At 49.9% G+C, this 22,575-nt stretch carries 16 protein-coding genes and 5 tRNA genes; 20 read left to right on the top strand and 1 reads right to left on the bottom strand.

Features of this window, described 5'->3' with window-relative positions:
* Positions 1-204 (bottom strand): hypothetical protein (locus CRP01_RS42865; RefSeq protein ID WP_222845797.1); only part of this gene is annotated, 204 nt, incomplete at its 3' end.
* A gap of 170 nt (positions 205-374) precedes the next feature.
* Between CRP01_RS42865 and CRP01_RS22750 the strand changes: the two genes are divergently transcribed.
* The 20 genes from CRP01_RS22750 (at position 375) to CRP01_RS22865 (ending at position 22,519) form a co-directional block, all read left to right on the top strand.
* Positions 375-1,265: a tyrosine-type recombinase/integrase gene (locus tag CRP01_RS22750; RefSeq protein WP_099152420.1), complete on the top strand. Its 891-nt coding sequence runs from the start codon at positions 375-377 to the stop codon at positions 1,263-1,265.
* Positions 1,266-1,458: 193 nt separating this feature from the next.
* A complete protein-coding gene (gene hpf / locus CRP01_RS22755) occupies positions 1,459-1,758 on the top strand; it encodes a ribosome hibernation-promoting factor, HPF/YfiA family (RefSeq protein ID WP_099152421.1) in 300 nt (99 codons plus the stop codon).
* Positions 1,759-1,961: 203 nt separating this feature from the next.
* Complete coding sequence (locus CRP01_RS22760) at positions 1,962-3,533, top strand: aryl-sulfate sulfotransferase (RefSeq protein ID WP_099152422.1); 1,572 nt, start codon at positions 1,962-1,964, stop codon at positions 3,531-3,533.
* Between the two features lie 615 nt (positions 3,534-4,148).
* Positions 4,149-4,222: transfer RNA gene (locus CRP01_RS22780), tRNA-Thr, on the top strand.
* A gap of 50 nt (positions 4,223-4,272) precedes the next feature.
* Positions 4,273-4,355, top strand: a tRNA-Tyr gene (locus CRP01_RS22785).
* Between the two features lie 64 nt (positions 4,356-4,419).
* A tRNA-Gly gene (locus tag CRP01_RS22790) sits at positions 4,420-4,492 on the top strand.
* A gap of 49 nt (positions 4,493-4,541) precedes the next feature.
* A tRNA-Thr gene (locus CRP01_RS22795) sits at positions 4,542-4,613 on the top strand.
* A gap of 54 nt (positions 4,614-4,667) precedes the next feature.
* Entirely contained in the window at positions 4,668-5,864 is a 1,197-nt protein-coding gene (tuf, locus tag CRP01_RS22800; protein WP_099152424.1) for an elongation factor Tu, read from the top strand.
* A 152-nt stretch (positions 5,865-6,016) separates the two neighbouring features.
* Positions 6,017-6,089: transfer RNA gene (locus tag CRP01_RS22805), tRNA-Trp, on the top strand.
* A gap of 18 nt (positions 6,090-6,107) precedes the next feature.
* Positions 6,108-6,296: a preprotein translocase subunit SecE gene (secE, locus tag CRP01_RS22810; RefSeq protein ID WP_099152425.1), complete on the top strand. Its 189-nt coding sequence runs from the start codon at positions 6,108-6,110 to the stop codon at positions 6,294-6,296.
* Between the two features lie 245 nt (positions 6,297-6,541).
* Positions 6,542-7,108, top strand: coding sequence for a transcription termination/antitermination protein NusG (nusG, locus tag CRP01_RS22820; protein ID WP_099152576.1), 567 nt, complete (start codon positions 6,542-6,544; stop codon positions 7,106-7,108).
* A gap of 208 nt (positions 7,109-7,316) precedes the next feature.
* Positions 7,317-7,763, top strand: a complete 447-nt coding sequence (gene rplK / locus CRP01_RS22825) for a 50S ribosomal protein L11 (RefSeq protein ID WP_099152426.1) — start codon at positions 7,317-7,319, stop codon at positions 7,761-7,763.
* A 152-nt stretch (positions 7,764-7,915) separates the two neighbouring features.
* Positions 7,916-8,608, top strand: a complete 693-nt coding sequence (gene rplA, locus CRP01_RS22830) for a 50S ribosomal protein L1 (RefSeq protein ID WP_099152427.1) — start codon at positions 7,916-7,918, stop codon at positions 8,606-8,608.
* Positions 8,609-8,627: 19 nt separating this feature from the next.
* The gene (rplJ, locus tag CRP01_RS22835; RefSeq protein WP_099152428.1) at positions 8,628-9,155 is read left to right on the top strand and encodes a 50S ribosomal protein L10; all 528 of its coding nucleotides are present in this window, start codon (positions 8,628-8,630) and stop codon (positions 9,153-9,155) included.
* Positions 9,156-9,270: 115 nt separating this feature from the next.
* Positions 9,271-9,654 carry a 50S ribosomal protein L7/L12 gene (gene rplL / locus CRP01_RS22840; protein WP_099152429.1) on the top strand — a complete coding sequence of 128 codons (384 nt, stop codon included), beginning with the start codon at positions 9,271-9,273 and terminating at the stop codon, positions 9,652-9,654.
* Positions 9,655-9,881: 227 nt separating this feature from the next.
* A complete protein-coding gene (rpoB, locus tag CRP01_RS22845) occupies positions 9,882-13,703 on the top strand; it encodes a DNA-directed RNA polymerase subunit beta (RefSeq protein ID WP_099152430.1) in 3,822 nt (1,273 codons plus the stop codon).
* A gap of 99 nt (positions 13,704-13,802) precedes the next feature.
* A complete protein-coding gene (gene rpoC / locus CRP01_RS22850; RefSeq protein ID WP_099152431.1) occupies positions 13,803-18,113 on the top strand; it encodes a DNA-directed RNA polymerase subunit beta' in 4,311 nt (1,436 codons plus the stop codon).
* Positions 18,114-18,386: 273 nt separating this feature from the next.
* Positions 18,387-18,905, top strand: coding sequence for a YcjF family protein (locus tag CRP01_RS22855; protein WP_099152432.1), 519 nt, complete (start codon positions 18,387-18,389; stop codon positions 18,903-18,905).
* Positions 18,906-19,328: 423 nt separating this feature from the next.
* Positions 19,329-21,650, top strand: coding sequence for a TonB-dependent receptor (locus CRP01_RS22860; protein ID WP_170110500.1), 2,322 nt, complete (start codon positions 19,329-19,331; stop codon positions 21,648-21,650).
* Positions 21,650-22,519, top strand: coding sequence for a DUF4249 domain-containing protein (locus tag CRP01_RS22865; protein ID WP_099152434.1), 870 nt, complete (start codon positions 21,650-21,652; stop codon positions 22,517-22,519). Before CRP01_RS22860 ends, CRP01_RS22865 begins: the two co-directional genes overlap by 1 nt.
* Positions 22,520-22,575 lie beyond the last annotated feature (56 nt).

The raw sequence follows: 22,575 nt of genomic DNA on the forward strand, positions 1-22,575 counted from the left end.
CCCTCTCACCTGACCCCTCCCACCTCCAACATAAAAAATAAAATCGAAATCCCCCCCCCGAACAACCCGCCCGGATGAATTTTCAAGAAAATATTCCTCGGCGCGTTCGGCACACAGCCTTGCCACCCAAAACTCCGGCAGCCGGTAGTTAAATATCCGCCCGCGATCAATTTTTCCTACCCTAATATTGATTCCTACTCGCATTTTTCTTACATTGAATAGGCGGATTAAGTTGTAAGTTATCAGAACTTAGGCACAAATGAATGGAAAAGACGGACTTATGAAGATCAGTCTCCCAAACCAGCAGCGGATAGATTAAAGAGAACAGGGATCTTCCTGTGGATTTTTAGCTTACAACTTGAGACTTACGGAATATGACAATAGAAAAATTCGTCCGATATATACAATACGAAAAGCGATTTTCTCCACACACGATCCAGGCCTATCAACAGGATCTGGAGCAGTTCGCCGCTTATTTACGGCGGGAGTACGAATTGGAGGAACTTGCCGCGGTACAGGCCATTCACGTGCGTTCCTGGACGGTGAGTATGATGGAAGACGAATACCATACCAACTCCGTACGCAGGAAACTTTCGACATTGAAAGCTTTTTTCAATTACCTGCAAAAGTTCCATGCGCTCAAACGGAATCCCATGCAAAAAGTGGTCGTACCGAAGACGGGCAAACGATTGCCCTCCACTCTGGTAGCGGCCGAGTTCAACCACTTACTGGATCGACTTACTTTTTCCGATGATTATCCCGGCCAAAGGGACCGGATGATCCTGGAAATGCTGTACGGCACCGGCATCCGCCGGGCGGAACTGATCGGCCTGCGCCTGCAGGATATCGACTGGTCTTCGTCCCTGTTGCGGGTTTTCGGTAAACGCAATAAAGAACGGATGATCCCGCTGTCGGCTCATCTGATCGGTTTGCTGCAGCATTACCTGCAGGTGAGGGAGCGGGAATTTGACGGCGGAGTCCCGGACCGGCTGTTTCTCACCAATCAGGGAAAGGTATTGTATCCGAAGCTGGTGTACAATACGGTTAAACGGTATTTATCGATGATCACGAGTAGCGAAAAAAGGGGACCACACGTGCTCCGGCACTCATTTGCTACCCATTTATCCGAAAATGGTGCAGATCTCAATGCCATTAAAGAATTATTAGGACACAGCAACCTCGCTGCTACTCAGATCTATACGCATAACTCTATTGAACAACTTAAAAAAATCTACCAGCAGGCCCATCCAAAGGGAGAAGATTGATGTTATAATTATATAACAATTTGATTATACGATGATTTGAATTTGTACATGACTTATTATTGTTAATTGGGCATATAGTTGAATAACCCCCGGATCAGCTCGTTGATTTTGATATAAAAAACCGACAAACAACAACCAGCTATCATCGACTGATCAAGGTTATCGTCAACCGCCCATCATAAAATACGACTTTATGAAAGTGCACACCGAAGCCGTTCAATTTAAGGCTGATCAGAAACTGATTAACTTTATTGAGAAGAGACTCGCAAAGATGGAACAGTATTTTGACCGGATTATCGAGGCCCGGGTAATTTTAAAATTAGAAAATTCAGGACAGATCAAAGACAAGGTCGCCGAGGTATCCCTCAGCGTACCGGGAGATACGATCTTCGTAAAAGAAACCAATAAAAGTTTTGAAGCATCAATAGACGGAGCCGCCGATGCACTAAAGCGGCAATTGCTTAAGTACAAAGAAAAAGTAAAAGGATATTAACCCATTTCAGATTCAAGACATAAAAAAAAAGAAACCCGTCCGGATTGTTAAGCAACAGTCCGGACGTTTTTTTTGGAGTATATGCCATTAATAATTATTCAATTTTGATGCAAATTTGAATTTGCAGTTTGTACGACCAATTGAATTTTTAGCTGCTTTTTTCGCGCGGTATCCTTTTACTTTCGGCGCAAATTCTCACTAGTATGTTCAAAAACGCTGCCCTAACCCCCTGCCTGTTGCTGGCCCTCTTCTCCATCTTTCTACATAGCTGTGAATCCGGTCCCAAGCCCCTGATGGAGGGCGTAAGCGGAATGATCGATATTAAGCTCAATCCTTATAACGTGGCCCCGCTGGGAGCCCAGCTGACCTTCACTACCAAAGAAGCCTGTAAAGTAGATATCCGCATTGGGGGCAAGATCCCCGTGGAGCGGTCTTTTCCAACGGTGTCGACCAGTCACCGCATACCGGTACTGGGGCTGTACCCGGATACCATGAATACCGTGGAAGTGATCCTGACGGCCGAGAACGGCACCGAATATACCGGCCAGTTGTTCATCGCTACCAATCCGCTGCCCGACTTTTTGCCGGATATCGATATTGTAGCCCTCCAGCGCGATAAAATGGAGCCCGGTCTCCATCTGGCCGAAGTGCTCATTGCCAACAGTGGAGAATTTGATGCCTTTCCCGTCATGTTTGATGATAACGGTGATGTACGCTGGTTCCTGGATCTCAGCGGCGTGAAACCATTTCCTTTCACCCCGCACCGCCTGAAAAATGGCAACTGGCTTTTCGTGAGCTGGGTGGAGGTCTACGAACTCAGTAGTCTGGGGCAATTGATCCAGCACCATCGGTTAACCGATTTCTCAGCGGACCACGATGTCATCGCCCTCGATAACGGCAACCTGATCATGGGCGCTTCCAAAAAAGACGCCCGCATTGTCCGGGACGGTCAGGCGGTGGAAAGCCGCTACGATTATGTCATCGAAGTGGATAAGGACCGGAAAGTTATCCGGGAATGGGACCTGCGGCAGGTACTCGATGTGGACCGCAGTGTATTCCGGAAGGATTTCAGTCTGGATTTCTCGGCCGACTGGTTTCACATCAATTCCGTTGATCAGGACCCCAAAGATCAGAGTCTGGTGATCTCCGGCCGGAACCAGGGCGTATTGAAGGTGGATCGGAATAATGAATTGCAATGGATACTGGCGCCGCATCGCTCCTGGGACAAGGCCGGCTTTGACGGCCAGGGATTAGATACCCGCGAGTACCTGCTCACGGCTGTAGATGCCCAGGGGGCAAAACTACCGGCAGAGGTACAGGAAGGGGTCGCCTCTACTGATGAATTTTCCTGGCCTACCGGGCAGCACGCGCTGACGGTCCTCGACAACGGTCATCTGCTGATGTTCGATAACGGTCTGGCCCGCAATTTCTCGAATGATTTTACCTATTCCCGCGCGGTGGAATACGAGATCGACGAGCAGGCCAAAACCATTCGTCAGGTCTGGGAATACGGCAAAAGCCGGGGACTGGATATGTTCTCGGCCATTACCAGCGACGTGGATCTGCTGCCCCGTACCAATAATCGTCTGATCACCGCCGGCAATATCCGCCTGGGTACCCTGCCGCCGCACGCCAAAATGGTGGAGGTGACCTTCCCGGATAACGAAGTGGTTTTTGAAGCCAATCTATTTTTGAAGGACGCCAAAGGCACGGGCGCGCAGGAATGGGCGCAGTTCGATCTGGCCTACCGGGGGGAACGATATACTTTATATTGATCTATAGATAGGTACCAATCGGCCGCCATGGCCCGTTTTTTGCCCATTCTGGGCTACCGCCAATTTTTTTTTAAAAATTTAGCCCGAACATTACCTCCCTTGCCAGAAATGTGTTTATTTCGCGGCCACAATTCGCAGAGAGGAACTTTTTTTCCGCCGAAAAGCTTTACAATTCCGGACCGCGGGAAAAAAAATGAAAGAAATAGCGAAAAAAAAATTCAATGTTTTTTTCTTTTCTTAGAAAGTACTATCTTTGCAATCGCTTTTGAGAAATGACCCAGAAAGATGGGCATTTAAACAAAAAGTTTCCGGTGTAGTTGATGAGGGCGTTCCGATTTTTTTTCGAACCCCGCCGATCCTTACTAATAAAGGATCAAAGCATTTTTACTAACGCCGATTTGACCTGATAGAATGCCAGCATAGCTCAGTTGGCCAGAGCATCCCGATTTTATCGGGAGGGTCGGAGATTTCAATCTCTTTCCTGCTTTACAACTGAGACTAGTGCGGGAAAATAATGCCAGCATAGCTCAGTTGGTCAAAGCATCCCGATTTTATCGGGAGGGTCGGAGATTCTAATCTCTTTCCTGCGCTACACTGAGACTTGTGCCGGAGAATGCCAGCATAGCTCAGTTGGCCAGAGCAGCTGATTTGTAATCAGCGGGTCGGGGGTTCGAATCCCTCTGCTGGCTCAAGTGCATACTTATAAGGAGTAAGCATTTGCTTTGACAAAATATTAATTGGGGGCGCGCCGGAGTTGGAGAGCCGGGGCAGACTGTAAATCTGTTGTCTACGACTGAATAGGTTCGAATCCTATCGCCCCCACTGAAACGGAAGGCAATTGCCCCGCTACCAACGGATGGCAATTTAAGTTGTCTACCGTTTATAAGCGGGAGTAGCTCAGTTGGTAGAGCATCAGCCTTCCAAGCTGAGGGTCGCGGGTTCGAGTCTCGTCTCCCGCTCTTTGAGTTTACGGACTAAAGCCCCATGGCAATGATGTGAACTCATATTGCCAATGTAGCTCAGGGGTAGAGCACTTCCATGGTAAGGAAGGGGTCGAGGGTTCAAATCCCTCCGTTGGCTCGTAGGTTTTCCCATTTTTTAATAGGTAAATTTCGTATCCAAAAATTTTCACCGATGGCAAAGGAAACATTTCAGAGGACTAAGCCTCACGTTAACATTGGTACGATCGGCCACGTTGACCACGGTAAAACAACGCTTACCGCGGCAATCACTTATGTGCTATCGAAGTCCGGTCTTGCCCAGAAAGCAGATTATGATTCAATTGACGGTGCTCCCGAAGAAAGAGAACGGGGTATCACCATCAATACTGCTCACGTAGAATATGAAACAGCAAATCGTCACTACGCACACGTAGACTGTCCGGGTCACGCCGACTATGTGAAAAACATGGTAACTGGTGCTGCTCAGATGGACGGTGCGATCCTGGTGGTTGCTGCTACTGATGGTCCTATGCCTCAGACACGTGAACATATCCTGTTGGCTCGCCAGGTAGGTGTACCCAACATCGTAGTGTTTATGAATAAAGTAGACCTGGTTGATGACGAAGAGATGTTGGAACTGGTAGACATGGAGGTTCGCGAACTGCTGAGCCAATATGAGTACGACGGTGACAACGCTGCTGTGATCATGGGTTCTGCCCTGAAAGCTCTGGAAGATGATGCTGATGCTGTAGCCAAGATCGAAGAATTGATGGCTGCTGTTGATAAGGAGATTCCCGAGCCTGTACGTGCTATCGATAAGCCGTTCCTGATGCCTATCGAGGACGTATTCTCCATCACTGGTCGTGGTACGGTTGCTACCGGACGTATCGAGCGTGGTGTGATCAACACTGGTGATCCTGTAGAGATCGTAGGTATGATGCCTGAAGGTGCCAAGCCGCTGACTTCTACCATCACAGGTGTAGAGATGTTCCGTAAGATCCTGACTCGTGGTGAAGCTGGTGACAACGCCGGTCTGCTGCTGCGTGGTATCGATAAAGAGGCCATCCGCCGTGGTATGGTAATCTGTAAGCCTGGTTCCGTTAAGCCGCACAAGAGCTTCAAGTGCGAGGTATACGTTCTGGGTAAAGACGAAGGTGGTCGTCACACACCATTCTTCAACGGTTACCGTCCTCAGTTCTACTTCCGTACCACTGACGTTACCGGAGACGTTAAACTGCCCGAAGGTGTTGAAATGGTAATGCCTGGCGATAACGTTTCTCTGGAAGTTACCCTGCTGAACACCATTGCAATGGAAAAAGGTCTGCGTTTCGCTATCCGCGAAGGTGGCCGTACAGTAGGTGCTGGTCAGGTAACGGAGATCCTGGACTAATATCAGGTTCACATTGTTGAACTTAGCGATATACTGAAAATTGGGTGTGGGGATTTCCTCACACCCAAACCTGTCTGAAAACAGGTAGATTTTTCACCGTGATCATTCAGATTGAAGCCAGATAGGATAATACAGGTTTGCGGTGAAAATATACGGGCATAGCTCAACTGGTAGAGCGACGGTCTCCAAAACCGTAGGCTGGGGGTTCAAGTCCTCCTGCCCGTGCAAATTGAATAATAAACAATGGAAAAAATCAGCCTGTATATTCGGGAAAGTTACAATGAACTCGTTCATAAAGTAACCTGGCCGAGTTGGTCAAGCCTGCAGAGCAGTACGATCCTGGTGATCATCGGATCGGCGATAATGGCACTGATCATTTTTGGTATGGACGCTATTTCCAAGACCATTACCAATTTCATCTACGGCCTTTAATAGATTTCCATCCCAACCCAACTCAAATGAGTGAAGAAAAGGATAAAGTAACATCGGAGGCAGAAGAACTGCAATCCTCAGAGCAGGAAGAACTCGAAGCGACTTCGGAAGAAGATCAGCTGGAGGATGATGATGCGCTGGATAGTGATGAGGAGGAGGAAGACGATGCCACGGATGTAGAAGAGGAAGAAGGAGAAGAGGAAGAAGACGAGGACGAGGACGATGCTACTGCCGACTTGCCCGTTTTGCCGAAAAAGCAAAGCTACGAGGAGGAAGGTAAGTGGTATTCCCTGCGTGTGATCAGTGGGAAAGAGAGAAAGATCAAAGAACGCATCGACCTGGAGGTGAAGCGTTCCGGTTGGGATAGTTTTATTACTCAGGTACTGGTTCCTACCGAGAAGGTCTACAAGATCCGCGGTGGGAAAAAAGTTATTTCCGAACGCAACATCCTTCCCGGATACATTCTGATCGAGGCGCTGCCCTCCAAGCTTTCGGGAGAGATCGTTCAATCCATTACCAATATACCTAACGTGATCCACTTCCTGGGCCGCAACCAGCCGATCCCGATGCGGACGGCCGAAGCCAACCGGATGCTGGGTAAAGTCGACGAATCACAGGACGCCGGCGAATCACTGATCGAACCGTTCATCGTGGGCGAGACTGTCAAGATCATCGACGGGCCGTTCAGCGAGTTCGTGGGCGATATCCAGGAGGTCAACGAAGAGAAGAAGAAGCTGAAAGTGATCGTAAAGATCTTCGGCCGCGGTACCGAGGTAGAGTTGAACTTCATGCAGGTAGAGAAGCAGGCGTAACGCTTCGTCTATTCGGTAGGGGTACGGCAGTATCGGACACCGACTGCTGACGAACGACAAACATAGACTTCACCTAAAACTTCAAGATACATTTTATATCATTTTGCTCAGTGTCTTTAGTCAATCCTCATTGGCCCGTGAGAACCAAAAAGGATGAGCTTCCCTAAAGTCTGGCAGTAATTCCAAAGTCTGGTAAAACCGGAAAATCATGGCTAAACAGATAGAAACGTTTATCAAACTTCAGGTAAGAGGTGGGCAAGCCAATCCGGCACCTCCCGTAGGTCCTGCTTTGGGTGCCAAAGGGGTCAATATCATGGAATTCTGTAAGCGCTTTAACGCCGCTACACAGGATAACCAGGGTAAAGTACTTCCCGTTGTCATCACGGTTTATAAGGATAAATCCTTTGACTTCATTATCAAAACGCCACCGGCAGCCATTCAGTTGCTGGAAGCGGCTAAACTCAAAGGAGGTTCTTCCGAACCAAACCGGAATAAAGTTGGATCAGTAACGTGGGATCAGGTTCGTACCATTGCGGAAAACAAAATGACCGACCTGAATTGCTTCACTGTCGAATCCGGAATGAAGATGGTGGCCGGTACTGCTCGCAGTATGGGGATCACCGTTTCAGGCGATGCGCCCTGGGACGAGAACTAATTAAAATTCAATAAGCAATAACAATTGCCAAGATCAAGAGCAAATGAAAATTTGTAATTGAGCTTGCCCTTGAAATTGACGTTGAAATTTATCATGCAGGGAGTCTTCTTACTATTCGTACAGAAGATGTTATTACCTCAAAAATTATTACAATGGCAAAAATTGCAAAAAAACGTGCCGCAGCTAACGCCAAGGTAGAAGCCGAAAAGGCCTACTCCCTGGAAGAAGCTATGGCGCTGGTCAAAGAAGTCAACACTGCGAAGTTTGACGCTTCGGTTGACCTGCACGTGCGTTTGGGCATCGACCCCCGTAAAGCCGACCAGGCACTTCGGGGTTCCGTAAGCCTGCCCCACGGTACAGGTAAAACCAAAACAGTAGCCGTTTTTTGTACGCCCGACAAAGAAGAAGAAGCGAAAGCAGCCGGAGCCGACTACGTTGGCCTGGATGATCTGGTCGCTAAAGTTCAGGGCGGATGGACGGACGTAGATGTGGTGATCGCAATGCCGCAGGTAATGGCCAAAGTTGGTCGTATCGGTCGTATCCTGGGTCCTCGTGGCCTGATGCCGAACCCGAAAACGGGTACGGTAACTCCGGATGTAGCCTCCGCGGTAGAAGAAGTGAAGAAGGGTAAGATCTCTTTCCGTGTTGACAAATATGGTATCATTCACACTTCAGTGGGTAGAGTTTCCTTTTCTCCGGAAAATCTGGTCGGTAATGCCAATGAATTCCTGCAAACGCTGCAGCGGATGAAACCGGCTTCTGCTAAGGGAATCTACATGAGATCAGTCACGGTAGCCAGTACCATGAGTCCTGGTATCAAGGTTGATCCCAAAACCATTAAGTAAGTTTTAAACTTAGACAGAAATGACTAAAGCAGAAAAAGCTGCCGCCATTGAAGGGCTGAAGGATAAGTTTTCCAATGTCAGTTATTTTTATCTGACGGATGCTTCCACCCTCACGGTAGAGCAGGTAAATAAATTCCGTGGTTTATGCTTTGAGAAAGGAGTCGAGATGAAAGTGGTTAAGAATACCTTAGCCCAGAAAGCGCTCGAGTCTTTTCCGGAAGAGCTGAACTACGACGCACTATACGAGTCCCTGAAGGGACCCACTGCGATCCTCTTCACCGAAACGGCGAACATGCCGGCGAAGGTGCTCAAAGAATTCCGCAAGGAATCTGAAAAGCCCATCCTGAAAGCAGCTTACATCGAGTCAGCTGTATACATCGGTGATGACCAGATCGATTCCCTGTCCAAGCTCAAATCCAAAGAAGAACTGCTTGGCGACGTTATTGCATTGCTGCAATCTCCGGCCAAAACAGTTATCAGCTCGCTGCAGTCAGGTGGTCAGACGATCTCCGGCCTGCTCAAGGCACTGGAAGAGCGCGCTGCTTAAGGCAGTACGGACAACGGGCCGTTGGTCGATGTGCGTGGACCAACACATTAATTTAGGCTTCCAAGTTAAAATCGCACGATAAATTATTTATCGTCAACTTTTAAAACCATTTATAATGGCAGATCTTAAAGATTTTGCAGAACAGCTGGTAAACCTTACCGTTAAAGAGGTAAACGAACTGGCTACTATCCTGAAAGAAGAATACGGAATCGAACCTGCTGCTGCGGCAGTAGCAGTTGCTGGCCCTGCTGCCGGCGGCGGAGAAGGCGGCGGAGCTGCTGAAGAAAAATCCGAATTCGATATCGTACTGACTTCAGCTGGTGCTGCTAAGCTGAAAGTAGTAAAAGAAGTTAAGAACCTTCTCGGCGTTGGCTTGAAAGAAGCTAAAGAAATGGTAGACGGTGCTCCGGCTACCCTGAAAGAAGGTGTTGCTAAAGAAGAAGCTGAAAGCATCAAAGCTGCTTTGGAAGAAGCTGGTGCTTCTGTAGAGCTAAAGTAATTTCAGCCAGAAACCAAAAATCCGGTCACTATGATCGGATTTTTGGAACTTTAAGGCTTAGCGAGTTGTTACTAACTGGCTAAGCCTATTCCAGTATATGTCGGAAGGCACTTTTAAGCCTCTTCTGAAATACGGATTAAACTTTTTTCCTTCTCGGGAGTATATTACTATATTGGAGGTTCTCGTTATAAAGTAAGGAGAGCCGCTAATCAAACAAAAATTTGCAGATGACTTCAAACGGTAAGGTGCAAACAGCCGAAGAGCGGAGAGTAAGCTTCGGCAAGATAAAACTTTCCTCCCAGTATCCTGATCTTCTCGAGATCCAATTGAAATCCTTCCAGGAATTCTTTCAATTGGAAACGACGCCCGAAAATAGGGTTAATGAAGGACTTTACCGAGTTTTTCAGGAAAACTTTCCCATCGTCGATGCCCGAAATATTTTTGTTCTCGAGTTTTTGGACTATTTCGTTGACCCTCCCCGCTATACCATCGAGGAGTGTATGCAGCGTGGTTTGACCTACAGCGTTCCGCTGAAGGCTAAGCTGCGTTTGTCCTGTAATGACGAGGAACACATCGACTTCCAGACCATCGTGCAGGATGTATTCCTGGGGAACATTCCCTATATGACCCCGAAGGGAACATTCGTCATCAACGGCGCCGAAAGGGTGATCGTTTCGCAGTTGCACCGTTCTCCCGGTGTATTCTTCGGGCAATCATTCCACCCCAACGGTACCAAGATCTATTCCGCACGGGTCATTCCATTTAAGGGAGCCTGGATGGAATTCGCGACCGATATCAACACGGTGATGTACGCCTATATCGATCGTAAGAAAAAATTCCCGGTAACGACCCTGCTACGGGCCATCGGTTACGATTCGGATAAATCCATTCTGGATATTTTCGATCTGGCCGACGAAGTACCGGCGGAACGCAAAGAACTGGAAAAAGCGATCGGTCGCAAACTGGCCGCCCGCGTACTGCGTACCTGGACAGAAGATTTCGTAGATGAGGACACCGGTGAGGTGGTTACCATCGAGCGGAATGAGATCATCCTCGAACGGGATATCGTTCTGGACGAGGACAATATCGAAGAGATCCTGGACGCGGAGATCGAAACCGTTATCCTGCAGAAAGAGGATATCGATCTCGATTACTCCATTATATATAACACCTTGCAAAAAGACCCTTCCAGTTCCGAAATGGAAGCGGTTCAACATATTTACCGCCAGTTGCGCGGTACCGATCCCCCCGATGAAGAAACAGCTCGTGGTATTATCGACAAGCTGTTCTTCTCCGATAAGCGGTACAACCTCGGTGAGGTAGGCCGTTATAAGATCAACCGCAAGCTGGGACTGGATATCTCCAAGGAGGTACTGGTACTGACGAAGGAAGATATCATTTCCATCGTGAAGTACCTGGTTAGCCTGATGAACCAGAAAGCAGAGATCGACGATATCGATCACCTGAGCAATCGCCGGGTACGGACGGTAGGGGAGCAGCTTTACGCTCAGTTCGGCGTAGGTCTGGCCCGTATGGCCCGGACCATTCGCGAACGGATGAACGTACGGGACAATGAGGTATTTACCCCCATTGACCTGATCAACGCGCGTACGCTGTCTTCCGTGATCAACTCTTTCTTCGGTACCAGTCAGCTGTCGCAGTTCCTGGATCAGACCAACCCGCTTTCCGAGATTACGCACAAACGTCGGATCTCGGCACTCGGACCTGGAGGTCTTTCCCGTGAACGCGCCGGTTTTGAGGTGCGGGACGTACACTATTCTCACTACGGCCGCCTTTGTACCATTGAGACGCCGGAGGGACCGAACATCGGTCTGATCTCCACGCTCTGTGTACACGCCAAGGTGAATAAGATGGGCTTCCTGGAAACACCATACCGGGAAGTGATCGACGGCCAGGTAGACGTGGAACACGAAGCGAACTACTTGTCCGCCGAAGGGGAAGACTACAAACGGATCGCCCAGGCCAACGCGCCGATCGACCCGAAAGGTAACTTCCTGTCCGACCGGATTAAATGTCGTGAGCACGGTGATTTCCCCGTACTGGCACCGGAAGATATCGAATTCATGGACGTGGCGCCCAACCAGATCGTTGGGGTGTCCGCATCGATGATCCCCTTCCTGGAAAACGATGACGCCAACCGGGCCCTGATGGGATCCAACATGCAGCGTCAGGCCGTACCGCTGTTGCGCCCTTCTTCTCCGATCGTAGGTACCGGACTGGAAGGTAAAGTAGCACGTGACTCCCGGATGTTGATCAACGCCGAAGGCGACGGGGTGGTGGAATACGTGGATGCCAACGAAGTGGTGATCCGCTACGACCGTTCCGAAGAAGAACAACTGATCTCTTTCGAAGATAACCGCAAGTCCTACCAGCTGACGAAGTTCAGACGGACCAACCAGGGTACCTGTATCAACCTGAAGCCGATCGTTCGTCGGGGTCAGCGGGTGGTGAAAGGCCAGATCCTTTGTGACGGCTACGCTACCGATCTGGGAGAACTGGCACTGGGTCAGAACCTGAAGGTGGCCTTCATGCCCTGGAAAGGTTACAACTTTGAGGATGCGATCGTACTTTCCGAACGTGTGGTTCGCGAGGACGTTTTCACCAGCTTGCACATCGAGCACTTCGAACTGGACGTGCGCGACACCAAACTGGGTGAAGAGGAACTGACGAATGATATCCCGAACGTGAGTGAAGAAGCCACCAAGGACCTGGATGAGAATGGTATCATCCGCGTGGGTGCCTGGGTGAAAGAAGGAGATATCATCATCGGTAAGATCACGCCGAAAGGGGAATCCGATCCGACTCCGGAAGAAAAACTGCTGCGGGCGATCTTCGGTGATAAGGCCGGAGATGTTAAAGATGCTTCCATGAAAGCGCCGCCTTCCACAAAAGGCGTTGTTATTAATAAGCAGCTGTTCGCCCGGGCGAAGAAAGATAAAGTACAGAAGGCACAGGAAAAAGATCTGTTGTCCAAACTCGATGATCAGCACAAGATTGCGGTGAACGAGCTGAAGACGATCCTGATCGATAAACTGCTGCTGCTGCTGAAAGAAAGCAAATCACAGGGCGTCAAGAGTATTTACGGCGAAATGCTGATCCCGTCCGGCACCAAATTCGGTACCGAATTATTGCGGGATATCGAATACCAGACGGTGGATTATACGAACTGGACCGACGATGGCCACACCAACGATCTGATCGCTCGCCTGCTGCACAACTACAGCATTCGTTTCAACGAAGAAGTAGGTCGCTACAAGCGCGAGAAATTCAACATCAGTATCGGTGATGAGCTGCCCGCCGGCGTACTCAAACTGGCCAAAGTTTACATGGCCAAGAAGCGTAAGCTGAAAGTGGGTGATAAGCTGGCCGGTCGTCACGGTAACAAAGGTATCGTGTCTCGTATCGTTCGGATGGAGGACATGCCGTTCCTCGAGGACGGAACTCCGGTGGATATCGTACTGAACCCGCTGGGTGTACCTTCACGGATGAACCTGGGGCAGATCTTCGAAACCGTACTGGGTTGGGCCGGCGAAAAGCTGGGCATGAAATTCGGTACGCCGATCTTCGACGGTGCCCGTCAGGATGAGATCCAGGAGTACATCGATCAGGCCAGTCTGCCGGAATTGGGTCAAACCTACCTCTACGACGGGGAAACCGGTGACCGCTTCCACCAGCAGGCTACGGTAGGGGTGATCTACATGCTGAAATTGTCCCACATGGTGGATGATAAGATGCACGCCCGTTCTATCGGTCCTTACTCGCTCATTACGCAACAGCCGCTGGGTGGTAAAGCACAGTTCGGTGGTCAGCGTTTTGGTGAGATGGAGGTTTGGGCACTCGAAGCATTCGGTGCGTCCAACATCCTGCAGGAGCTGCTGACGATCAAGTCGGATGACATCAACGGTAGAGCCAAGGCTTACGAGGCCATCGTGAAAGGGGACAATCTGCCCGAACCGGGTATCCCCGAGTCGTTCAACGTACTCGTACACGAATTGCGCGGTTTGGCGCTCGATGTGAAATTTGACTAATAATTTAATTGTGAGTGAGTGCACGATGAAAAAGTAGTGGAATCCCAATGTTTCACTTCTTTTTCATTCGCCACTTCTCACCTCTAATAAAAACAGCGTATGCCTTTTAAAAAGAAGAATCAAGTTCAAACGCAAAACTTTGATAGCATAACCATTGCGCTGTCTTCTCCGGATGATATCCTGGAAAGATCGTACGGTGAGGTGCTCAAGCCTGAGACCATCAACTACCGATCTTACAAACCGGAACGCGATGGCTTGTTCTGCGAGCGCATCTTCGGTCCGGTTAAGGATTACGAGTGTTACTGCGGTAAGTACAAGCGGATTCGCTACAAAGGGATCGTTTGTGACCGTTGTGGAGTAGAGGTTACCGAGAAGAAAGTACGGCGGGAGCGTATGGGCCACATAAAACTGGTCGTACCGGTCGTACACATTTGGTTTTTCAAATCTTTGCCCAATAAGATCGGCTATCTGTTGGGACTGTCTTCCAAAAAACTGGAATCGATCATCTACTACGAGCGTTACGTAGTGATCCAGCCGGGTATCATGGAAGGCAAGGTAGAGAAAATGGATCTGCTGAGTGAGGAAGAATATCTGGAACTGCTGGATACTATTCCCGTAGAAAATCAGCAACTGGATGATTCCGATCCTACCAAGTTCGTAGCCAAAATGGGAGCTGATGCGATTCGTGAACTGCTGATGCGCATGGAACTGGACAGCCTGTCCTACCAACTGCGTCACCAGGCAGCCAACGAAACCTCGCAACAGCGTAAATCCGAAGCTCTGAAGCGTCTGCGTGTAGTAGAAGCTTTCCGCGACGGATTGTCCCGCATCGAGAACCGTCCGGAATGGATGGTGATCCAGTATCTGCCGGTTGTACCGCCGGAACTCCGTCCTTTGGTACCTCTGGACGGTGGTCGTTTCGCCTCTTCGGATCTGAACGATCTGTACCGTCGGGTGATCATCCGGAACAACCGTCTGAAGCGTCTGCTCGAGATCAAAGCGCCGGAAGTGATCCTGCGTAACGAGAAGCGGATGCTGCAGGAAGCAGTCGACTCACTGTTTGACAACTCACGGAAATCCAATGCCGTTAAAGCGGAAGGTGGCCGTGCGTTGAAATCGCTGAGTGATATTCTGAAAGGTAAGCAAGGTCGTTTCCGCCAGAACCTGTTGGGTAAACGGGTGGACTACTCCGGTCGTTCGGTGATCGTGGTAGGACCGACGCTGAAATTGCACGAATGTGGTCTTCCGAAAGGGATGGCAGCCGAGCTGTTCAAACCCTTCGTGATCCGGAAACTGATCGAGCGCGGTATCGTTAAGACCGTAAAGTCAGCCAAGAAACTGGTTGATCGCAAGGATCCGGTGATCTGGGAGATCCTCGAAAATATTCTGAAAGGACACCCGGTCATGCTGAACCGGGCCCCGACGCTGCACCGTCTTTCAATCCAGGCCTTCCAGCCGAAATTGATCGAGGGTAAGGCTATCCAGCTGCACCCGCTGGTGTGTACGGCATTCAACGCCGACTTTGACGGTGACCAGATGGCGGTACACGTACCGCTGAGCCAGGCGGCTATTCTGGAAGCCCAGGTACTGATGCTGTCCGCTCACAACATGCTGAACCCGCAGAACGGTTCTCCGATCACCCTGCCTTCACAGGATATGGTATTGGGACTGTACTACATCACCAAAGAGCGTCGGTCTACCGATGAGATCAAGGTGAAAGGGGAAGGCCGGGCGTTCTACTCCGCCGAAGAGGTGGTGATCGCCTACAACGAAGGCCAGCTGGAACTGCACGCACCGATCAAGGTGCGGGTACGCACCGAAGATGAAGAAGGAAACTGGGTCATGAAGCGGATCGATACGACCTGCGGCCGGGTGATCTTCAACGAAAGCGTACCGGCAGATGTGCCTTTCATCAACCAACTGCTGACCAAGAAAAACCTGAAAAAGGTAATCGGTGGCGTTATCGAACGTACCAGTTTCGCGGTAGCAGCGGACTTCCTGGATAACATCAAGGAACTCGGGTTTATGTGGGCCTTCAAAGGTGGTCTGTCATTCAACCTGGGTGACCTGATCACGCCGTCGATCAAACAATCCATGCTGGAGGAAGCGCAAACTGAGGTTGACGAAGTTTGGGATAACTACAACATGGGTCTGATCACCAACAACGAGCGTTACAACCAGATCATTGATAAGTGGACCTACGCCGATAACCGGATCACGGATACGCTGATGCGCGAATTGGCGGCCCACAAGCAAGGTTTCAACTCCGTATACATGATGCTGGACTCCGGTGCCCGGGGTTCCAAGCAGCAGATTAAGCAGTTGTGCGGATTGCGGGGACTGATGGCCAAACCGAAGAAATCCGGTGACTCCGGCGGGGCGGTAATCGAAAACCCGATCCTCTCCAACTTCGTGGATGGATTGTCCGTACTGGAATACTTCATCTCCACGCACGGTGCCCGGAAAGGTCTTGCGGATACGGCTCTGAAAACGGCGGATGCCGGTTACCTGACCCGTCGTCTGGTAGACGTTTCTCAGGACGTAGTGATTATGGAGGACGATTGTCATACCCTGCGTGGTATCGAAACGACGGCCTTCAAGGATAATGACAAGGTGATCGAAAACCTGTCTTCCCGAATCGAAGGTCGTTATACGCTGCACGATATCCTGCATCCGGAAACGGACGAAGTGATCCTCAAAGCCGGTGAATACATTGGCTCTATCATGGCTGCCAAGATCGAAGAACTCGATGTGGAAATGGTAACCATCCGTTCCGTACTGACCTGTGAGGCCAAGCGGGGCGTATGTGCCAAATGCTACGGTAAGAACCTGGCTACCGGCCGGATCGCAGAAATGGGTGATGCCGTGGGTATCATTGCGGCGCAGTCCATCGGTGAACCGGGAACCCAGCTGACGCTGCGTACCTTCCACGTTGGTGGTATTGCATCTCTGTCGAAAACGGAATCGGAGATCGTTTCCAAATTCAACGGTAAGCTGGAATTTGACAGTATCCGGGTGACCGAGACCAAAGATGATCAGGGTAACAAGCAGAATATCGTACTCTCCCGGACGGGTGAGGTAAGAATTCTGGATATTGAATCCGGTAAGCAGTTTGCTTCTCACCACATTCCTTACGGTTCTATCCTCCACGTGAAGGATAAGCAGGAAGTGAAGAAGGGTGATCTGATCACGGAATGGGATCCGTTTAACGCGGTGATCGTTTCCGAATTCTCCGGTGTTGCCAAATTCGAAGATATCGAAGAAGGTGTGACCTACCGCATCGAGCGGGACGATCAGACCGGCTATGCGGAGAAAGTAATTATTGAATCCAAGAACAAGCGTAAGATCCCCATCATTAAGATCATCAGTCCGGATGGTGAGGAACTGCGTAGCTATAACCTGCCGGTGGGCGCTTACATCTCTATTGAAGACGGAGATGCAGTGAAAGCCGGTAGCAAAGTGGTGAAGATCCCGCGTAAACTGGGTAAGATCCAGGATATCACGGGTGGTCTGCCACGGGTAACCGAATTGTTCGAAGCGCGTAACCCATCTAACCCGGCTACCGTATCCGAGATCGACGGTGTCGTTTCTTTCGGTAAGATCAAGCGGGGTAATCGTGAAGTGATGGTAACTGCCAAAGACGAGCAGGTACGTAAATACCTGATCGGTCTGTCCAAGCACATCCTGGTCCAGGAAGGTGACTTTGTACGGGCAGGTACACCACTGTCCGACGGTGCTACGGCTCCGCGGGACATCCTGGCGATCAAAGGGCCATTCGCCGTACAAACTTACCTGGTGAACGGAGTACAGGAAGTATACCGCTCGCAGGGTATCACCATCAATAACAAACACATTGAGGTGATCGTACGTCAGATGATGCGCCGCGTTCAGATCGAGGATCCGGGTGATACGCCATTCCTGGAAGGTGAAGCTGTTGAAAAATACGATTTCCTCCAGATCAACGACTGGATCTTCGACAAGAAATTCGTTACCGACAGTGGAGAATCTACCCGTCTGAAGCCTGGTCAGCTGGTAACGCTGCGCCAACTGCGGGAAGAGAACTCTTACCTCAAGCGCAACGATAAGGCTATCGTTCAGTATCGCGATGCGATTGCCGCTACTTCAAGTTCCCTGCTGCAGGGTATCACCAAGTCTTCTCTGGGTACGACGAGCTGGATCTCAGCTGCGTCCTTCCAGGAAACGACTAAGGTACTGAGTACAGCGGCCATCGGTGCCAAAGCCGATTCGCTGATGGGCTTGAAAGAGAACGTTATCGTTGGTAAGCGGATCCCGGCCGGTACGGGGCTGCCTTCATTCCGTGATCTCTACGTGAATACGAAAGAGAATCAGGAACGTCACGGCGGTCAGTACATGGAGGAATTCGAGGAAATGGACGAAGAATTAGGATAAGAAAAAGGGAAAGATTCCCGGTGATCAACCAGGGATCTGATCTTTGATCTTACCGAACGAACAAGTATAAAATCTGCCTGTCGGCAGAAAGGATATAAAAGATCCGGAGTGGAAACGCTCCGGATTTTTTTTTGCCCTAACCGGAGATCCCGGATAGTTCGCCGGATGCCGGGAGACGTTAAATAATCGAACACGACCCGGAAATTTCCTGTTTTTAAAGTGATACATTAAGTGTTTTAAATCAAAAAACTAATTCAATAAACTCCCGAGACCATGACTGAAAACCATGTAATAAATACCGTAAAGGAAGAAGCTATCGTTCCCCCGATTCACGATGAAAAAGCTAATAAGATCATCCGTAATTATATCATTGCCGCTACCGGTGGTAGTTTTGTGCCGATCCCGGTCGTATCTACGGCGGTGATCACCGGCATTCAATTCTTTCTCGTGCGGGACCTGTGCAAATTGTATGATATCCCCTTTACGAGCCGGAAGATCAATGTGCTGGTCAATTCTGCTTTGGGTAGTGTAGTTACCCAGGTTGCAGCGATGGCTACCAAGATCATTCCGGGCGTAAGCGCGCCTACGAAAGGTTTGTCCGGTGCTGCAATTGCCGGCCTGTACATCGCCACTTTAGGTGAATTTTATAAAGTTCACTTCCAGGACGGCGGTACGCTGGAAGATGCTTCCATCGGTGATCTGAAAAAATATTTTGTTGAAGAATACAAGCGGGGAGACATCAACGCCAGTAGTCTGAACCCGATCAATGTAGTGAAGCGAATTTTCGGGTAATCATCCCATAATCAACCGTGAGCATATCGCTCTCACTGTATTGAAAAGCATTTATCGGATAGCAATTCCGGTAAATGCTTTTCTATTTTGGGGTAAGCCAAGACTTTCTAAGTTTCAAAAACTTAGAAAGTCTGAAAGCACATACCGTAATGTAGGGAGATATGATTTTCCTAAGATTTTATCCAAGAATAGATCCAGCGCACCAAATTTGCTCCAGCACTATATCCATTAGGTCGCTACGCTGTAGCTCTATTTATTTTCTTCCCTTCGGTCTGAAAATAGGACGGTGCGCTGCACCTGGTTACTAATGGGATAGTGTAAGTTTCAAAAACTTAGAAAGTCTGAGAAAGCCCAAAAGTCTGATATCAACAACCAACCCTAAGCCCCCTCCGCTCCATCTTTAGGGCTGAATACCTGATGATTATGTTTAGAATTGCGCTCTTTTACTCGTTGCTGCTCGCGGCTGCTTCCTTTCCAGTATGTCCTTTATCGGGCCAGCATCTATCCGGATACATTACCGATAAAGCCAGTGGTGAAAGCCTGATTGGCGTTCACATCTACGATCCGGAAAGCCAAACCGGTACCACTACGAATGCCTTCGGTTTCTTTCAAATGATATCTCCGGAAGACAGCCTCCGGCTTCAGCTCAGTTACGTCGGCTACCAAACGGTGGATACTACTATAGCCGTAGCCCGTAGTGGCCCTTTGAAGATCGGAATGCAGCAGGCGGCCGAGCTTCCCGAAGTGGAAGTTCACGGTACTTCGACGGCCGGCGAAAGCCGGCAACTGGGGCGGACCATGATCCCGATGGAGCAACTGAATAAAGTGCCTCCTCTCCTGGGCGCCCCGGATCCTTTCAAAGCGTTGGCCCTGACGCCCGGCATCAGTAACGGCACTGACGGCACTTCGGATATTTACGTTCGCGGAGGAACGCCGGATCAGAATCTCATCCTCTACGATGGGGCAAAAGTGTACAACGCCAATCACCTGTTCGGTCTGCTGTCTCCTTTCAATCCCGATGTAGTCAAGGACATTCAGGTCTATAAGGGAGCGTTTCCGGCCCGCTACGGTGGGCGCTTATCCTCGGTAGTGGATGTGAGTGGAAAAGAGGGGGACAAGCAAAGGACGATACGCAAATTGACCATTGGATTGGTTAATTCCCGTTTATTGCTGGAAGGACCGATCGTGAAGAATAAATTATCCTATACCTTCGGCGCCCGGTCGGCTCACCTGGCCGCGTTGTTGCTGTTGGGGGGCAAAGGAGACGGCTATCAGAATTACTACTTCTACGATCTTAACGGTAAGCTGAATTTCAAAACGGACAAGAGCAATTTATCCCTTTCTACTTATTCCAGTTGGGACAACTGGCTGATCGCAGAACAGTGGACCCGCGAACAAAAATCCAAGCTAAAATCTTCCTGGGGCAACCGTACCGCCAGCCTTCGCTACGCGCGGGCAACTGGGAAGCGACTGTTCCTGCAGGGCTTACTGACCTATAATCGCTACCAACAGAGCCTTTCCCAGAAATTGGTGGATGTTAGCGGGGCGATCAGTCCGTTGCTCAGTCAGGCGTTCATCCAGGAATGGGATGCCAAGCTGGATGCCGATTATCAGGCTTCCCGGGACTGGCAGTTCAATTTTGGTCTGGAAGGAGGTCTGTTGCGTATCAACCCGCGCTCGGTATCCGTCAGCTCGGGCATTGACAGCACCTTGTTGGGCGCCGCCATGACGGATTGGGTCCTGCGTCTGGCGCCCTACGTAGAAAACGAGATACGCCTGGGCGAACGTCTGCAGCTGACGGGTGGCCTTCGATTCGCTTTTTTCCGGGTGGCCGGTGGGCAGCAATATGCCTATCCGGAGCCCCGCCTAAGTATGGATCTTCGTGCCGGTCCGTATCTTTTCAAAGCCGCTTATGCCCACATGCATCAGCCCCTACATTTGCTAACCGCTAATGCAGTTGGGATCTCCAATAACATCTGGGTGAGTGCCAAAGCGGGCGTGCGGCCGCAATCGGTAATTCATTATTCGCTGGGTGCGGAGCGGCCGATCGGTAAAGAATGGTTTGCTTCGGCCGAAGTTTATTACAAAAAGTACCGCCGCCTGGTGGATCCGCTGCCGGGAGTGGACTTTTTGCAAACCGACCTGGACCAATGGGAGATCAATTCCGGACTGGATGGGCTCGGTCGCGCCGGAGGGCTGGAAGTGATGCTCCGCCACGAAGGGGAGCGGCTGTCCGGCTGGCTGGCTTATACCTGGTCTACCAGTGAAGTGAGATTTGACCGGATCAACGATGGGAACTGGTACTTTCGCAAGTTTGATCGGCGGCACGATGTTTCCGTAACCGGTGCCTGGAAAATGAGTAATCATTGGGAATTTCTAACCACATTCGTTCTCAACAGCGGTTATCGGCTTACCTTACCGCACTCCCTGTATTTCGACCCGATCAGTAATTTTCCAGTAGCCGTTTACGAAGGGCGCAACAATGAAAAAACGCCACTATATCACCGTCTGGACATCGCCTTTCGACGACACCGAGTATATCCTTCCGGGCGACAATGGACCTTTAACATTGGGATCTACAACGTTTACGCCCGCAATAATCCCTACTATATGATCGCCGAACCCAACCTGGAATACCGGCAGCCTCCGGGGTATACCGAACCCAAACTGGCCGTTGGCAACCGGGCCAATATCTGGTCCTTTTTTCGTTTCCTCCCATTTGTTAATTACACCTTTTCTTTATAATGAGAACCACTATCCTTTTTTTGCTATTGATCTCTACGTTGACCGCTTGCCGGAAAGTCGTGGATTATCAGGTTGACTTTCCCGGAGAGCAGTTGGCAATTGTCGGTACGGTGTCTACGGGTGCCGGAGCGAATGTCTATGTTTCGAGAAGTATTGCCCCTTACGGTAGCTACCGGGTGATCGAAGAACTGATGGTTACCGATGCCGAGGTGTATATCTACGGGGATACCCTGATCGGCCGACTGGAACACCGGGGCAATGGCCGTTATACCAGTACCGAGCAGCTTCATTTCTCAGTCGGCGGTCGGTATTGGGTGGAAGTGATACACGATGAGCTGGGTACTGCCTACAGTTCATCTGTGACGATCCCGGAAAACATTTTGCAGTTTCAGGCGGATCTGAATTTTACCGGAGCAATGTGGCCCTCCAATGAGCCGGAGGCCAAACTGACTTTTTCCCTGCTGGACCGGCCCGGCGAAAATTATTATACCTACTTCGCCCGCCCCGAGGTACCGGGAGCCTCGGATCTGAATGGTGTTTTTGTGGTCGGATCCAAGAATTTTGAGTTTTGCGGCATTTATAATACCTACATGCTGGATACCTGCTTTGACGGAGAGCCGTTCAGTCTGGACCTTCACTTCGGGCTGGGTGGTGAGGCCTGGCTGCCATCCGGAGAAAAACGACCCTTTAACTCTCTTCGTTTCCGGTTGACCTCCGTTTCCGCCGAGTACTACCTCTATTTATTGGATAAACGATCTCTGGAGTCCGGACTGGGTGTAGCGGATCCTACACCAACGTTTACCAATATCACGGGGGGATTGGGTGTTTTTATGGCAGCTAATGAAAAAGCTATTAGTCTGGGTTTTTGAGCCGGGTGATACGGGAGAGCTGGTTTAAACCGGAGCGTTCAGACCTTCTAAGTTTG

The organism is Flavilitoribacter nigricans DSM 23189 = NBRC 102662, from assembly GCF_002646595.1.
GTDB classification, from domain to species: domain Bacteria; phylum Bacteroidota; class Bacteroidia; order Chitinophagales; family Saprospiraceae; genus Flavilitoribacter; species Flavilitoribacter nigricans.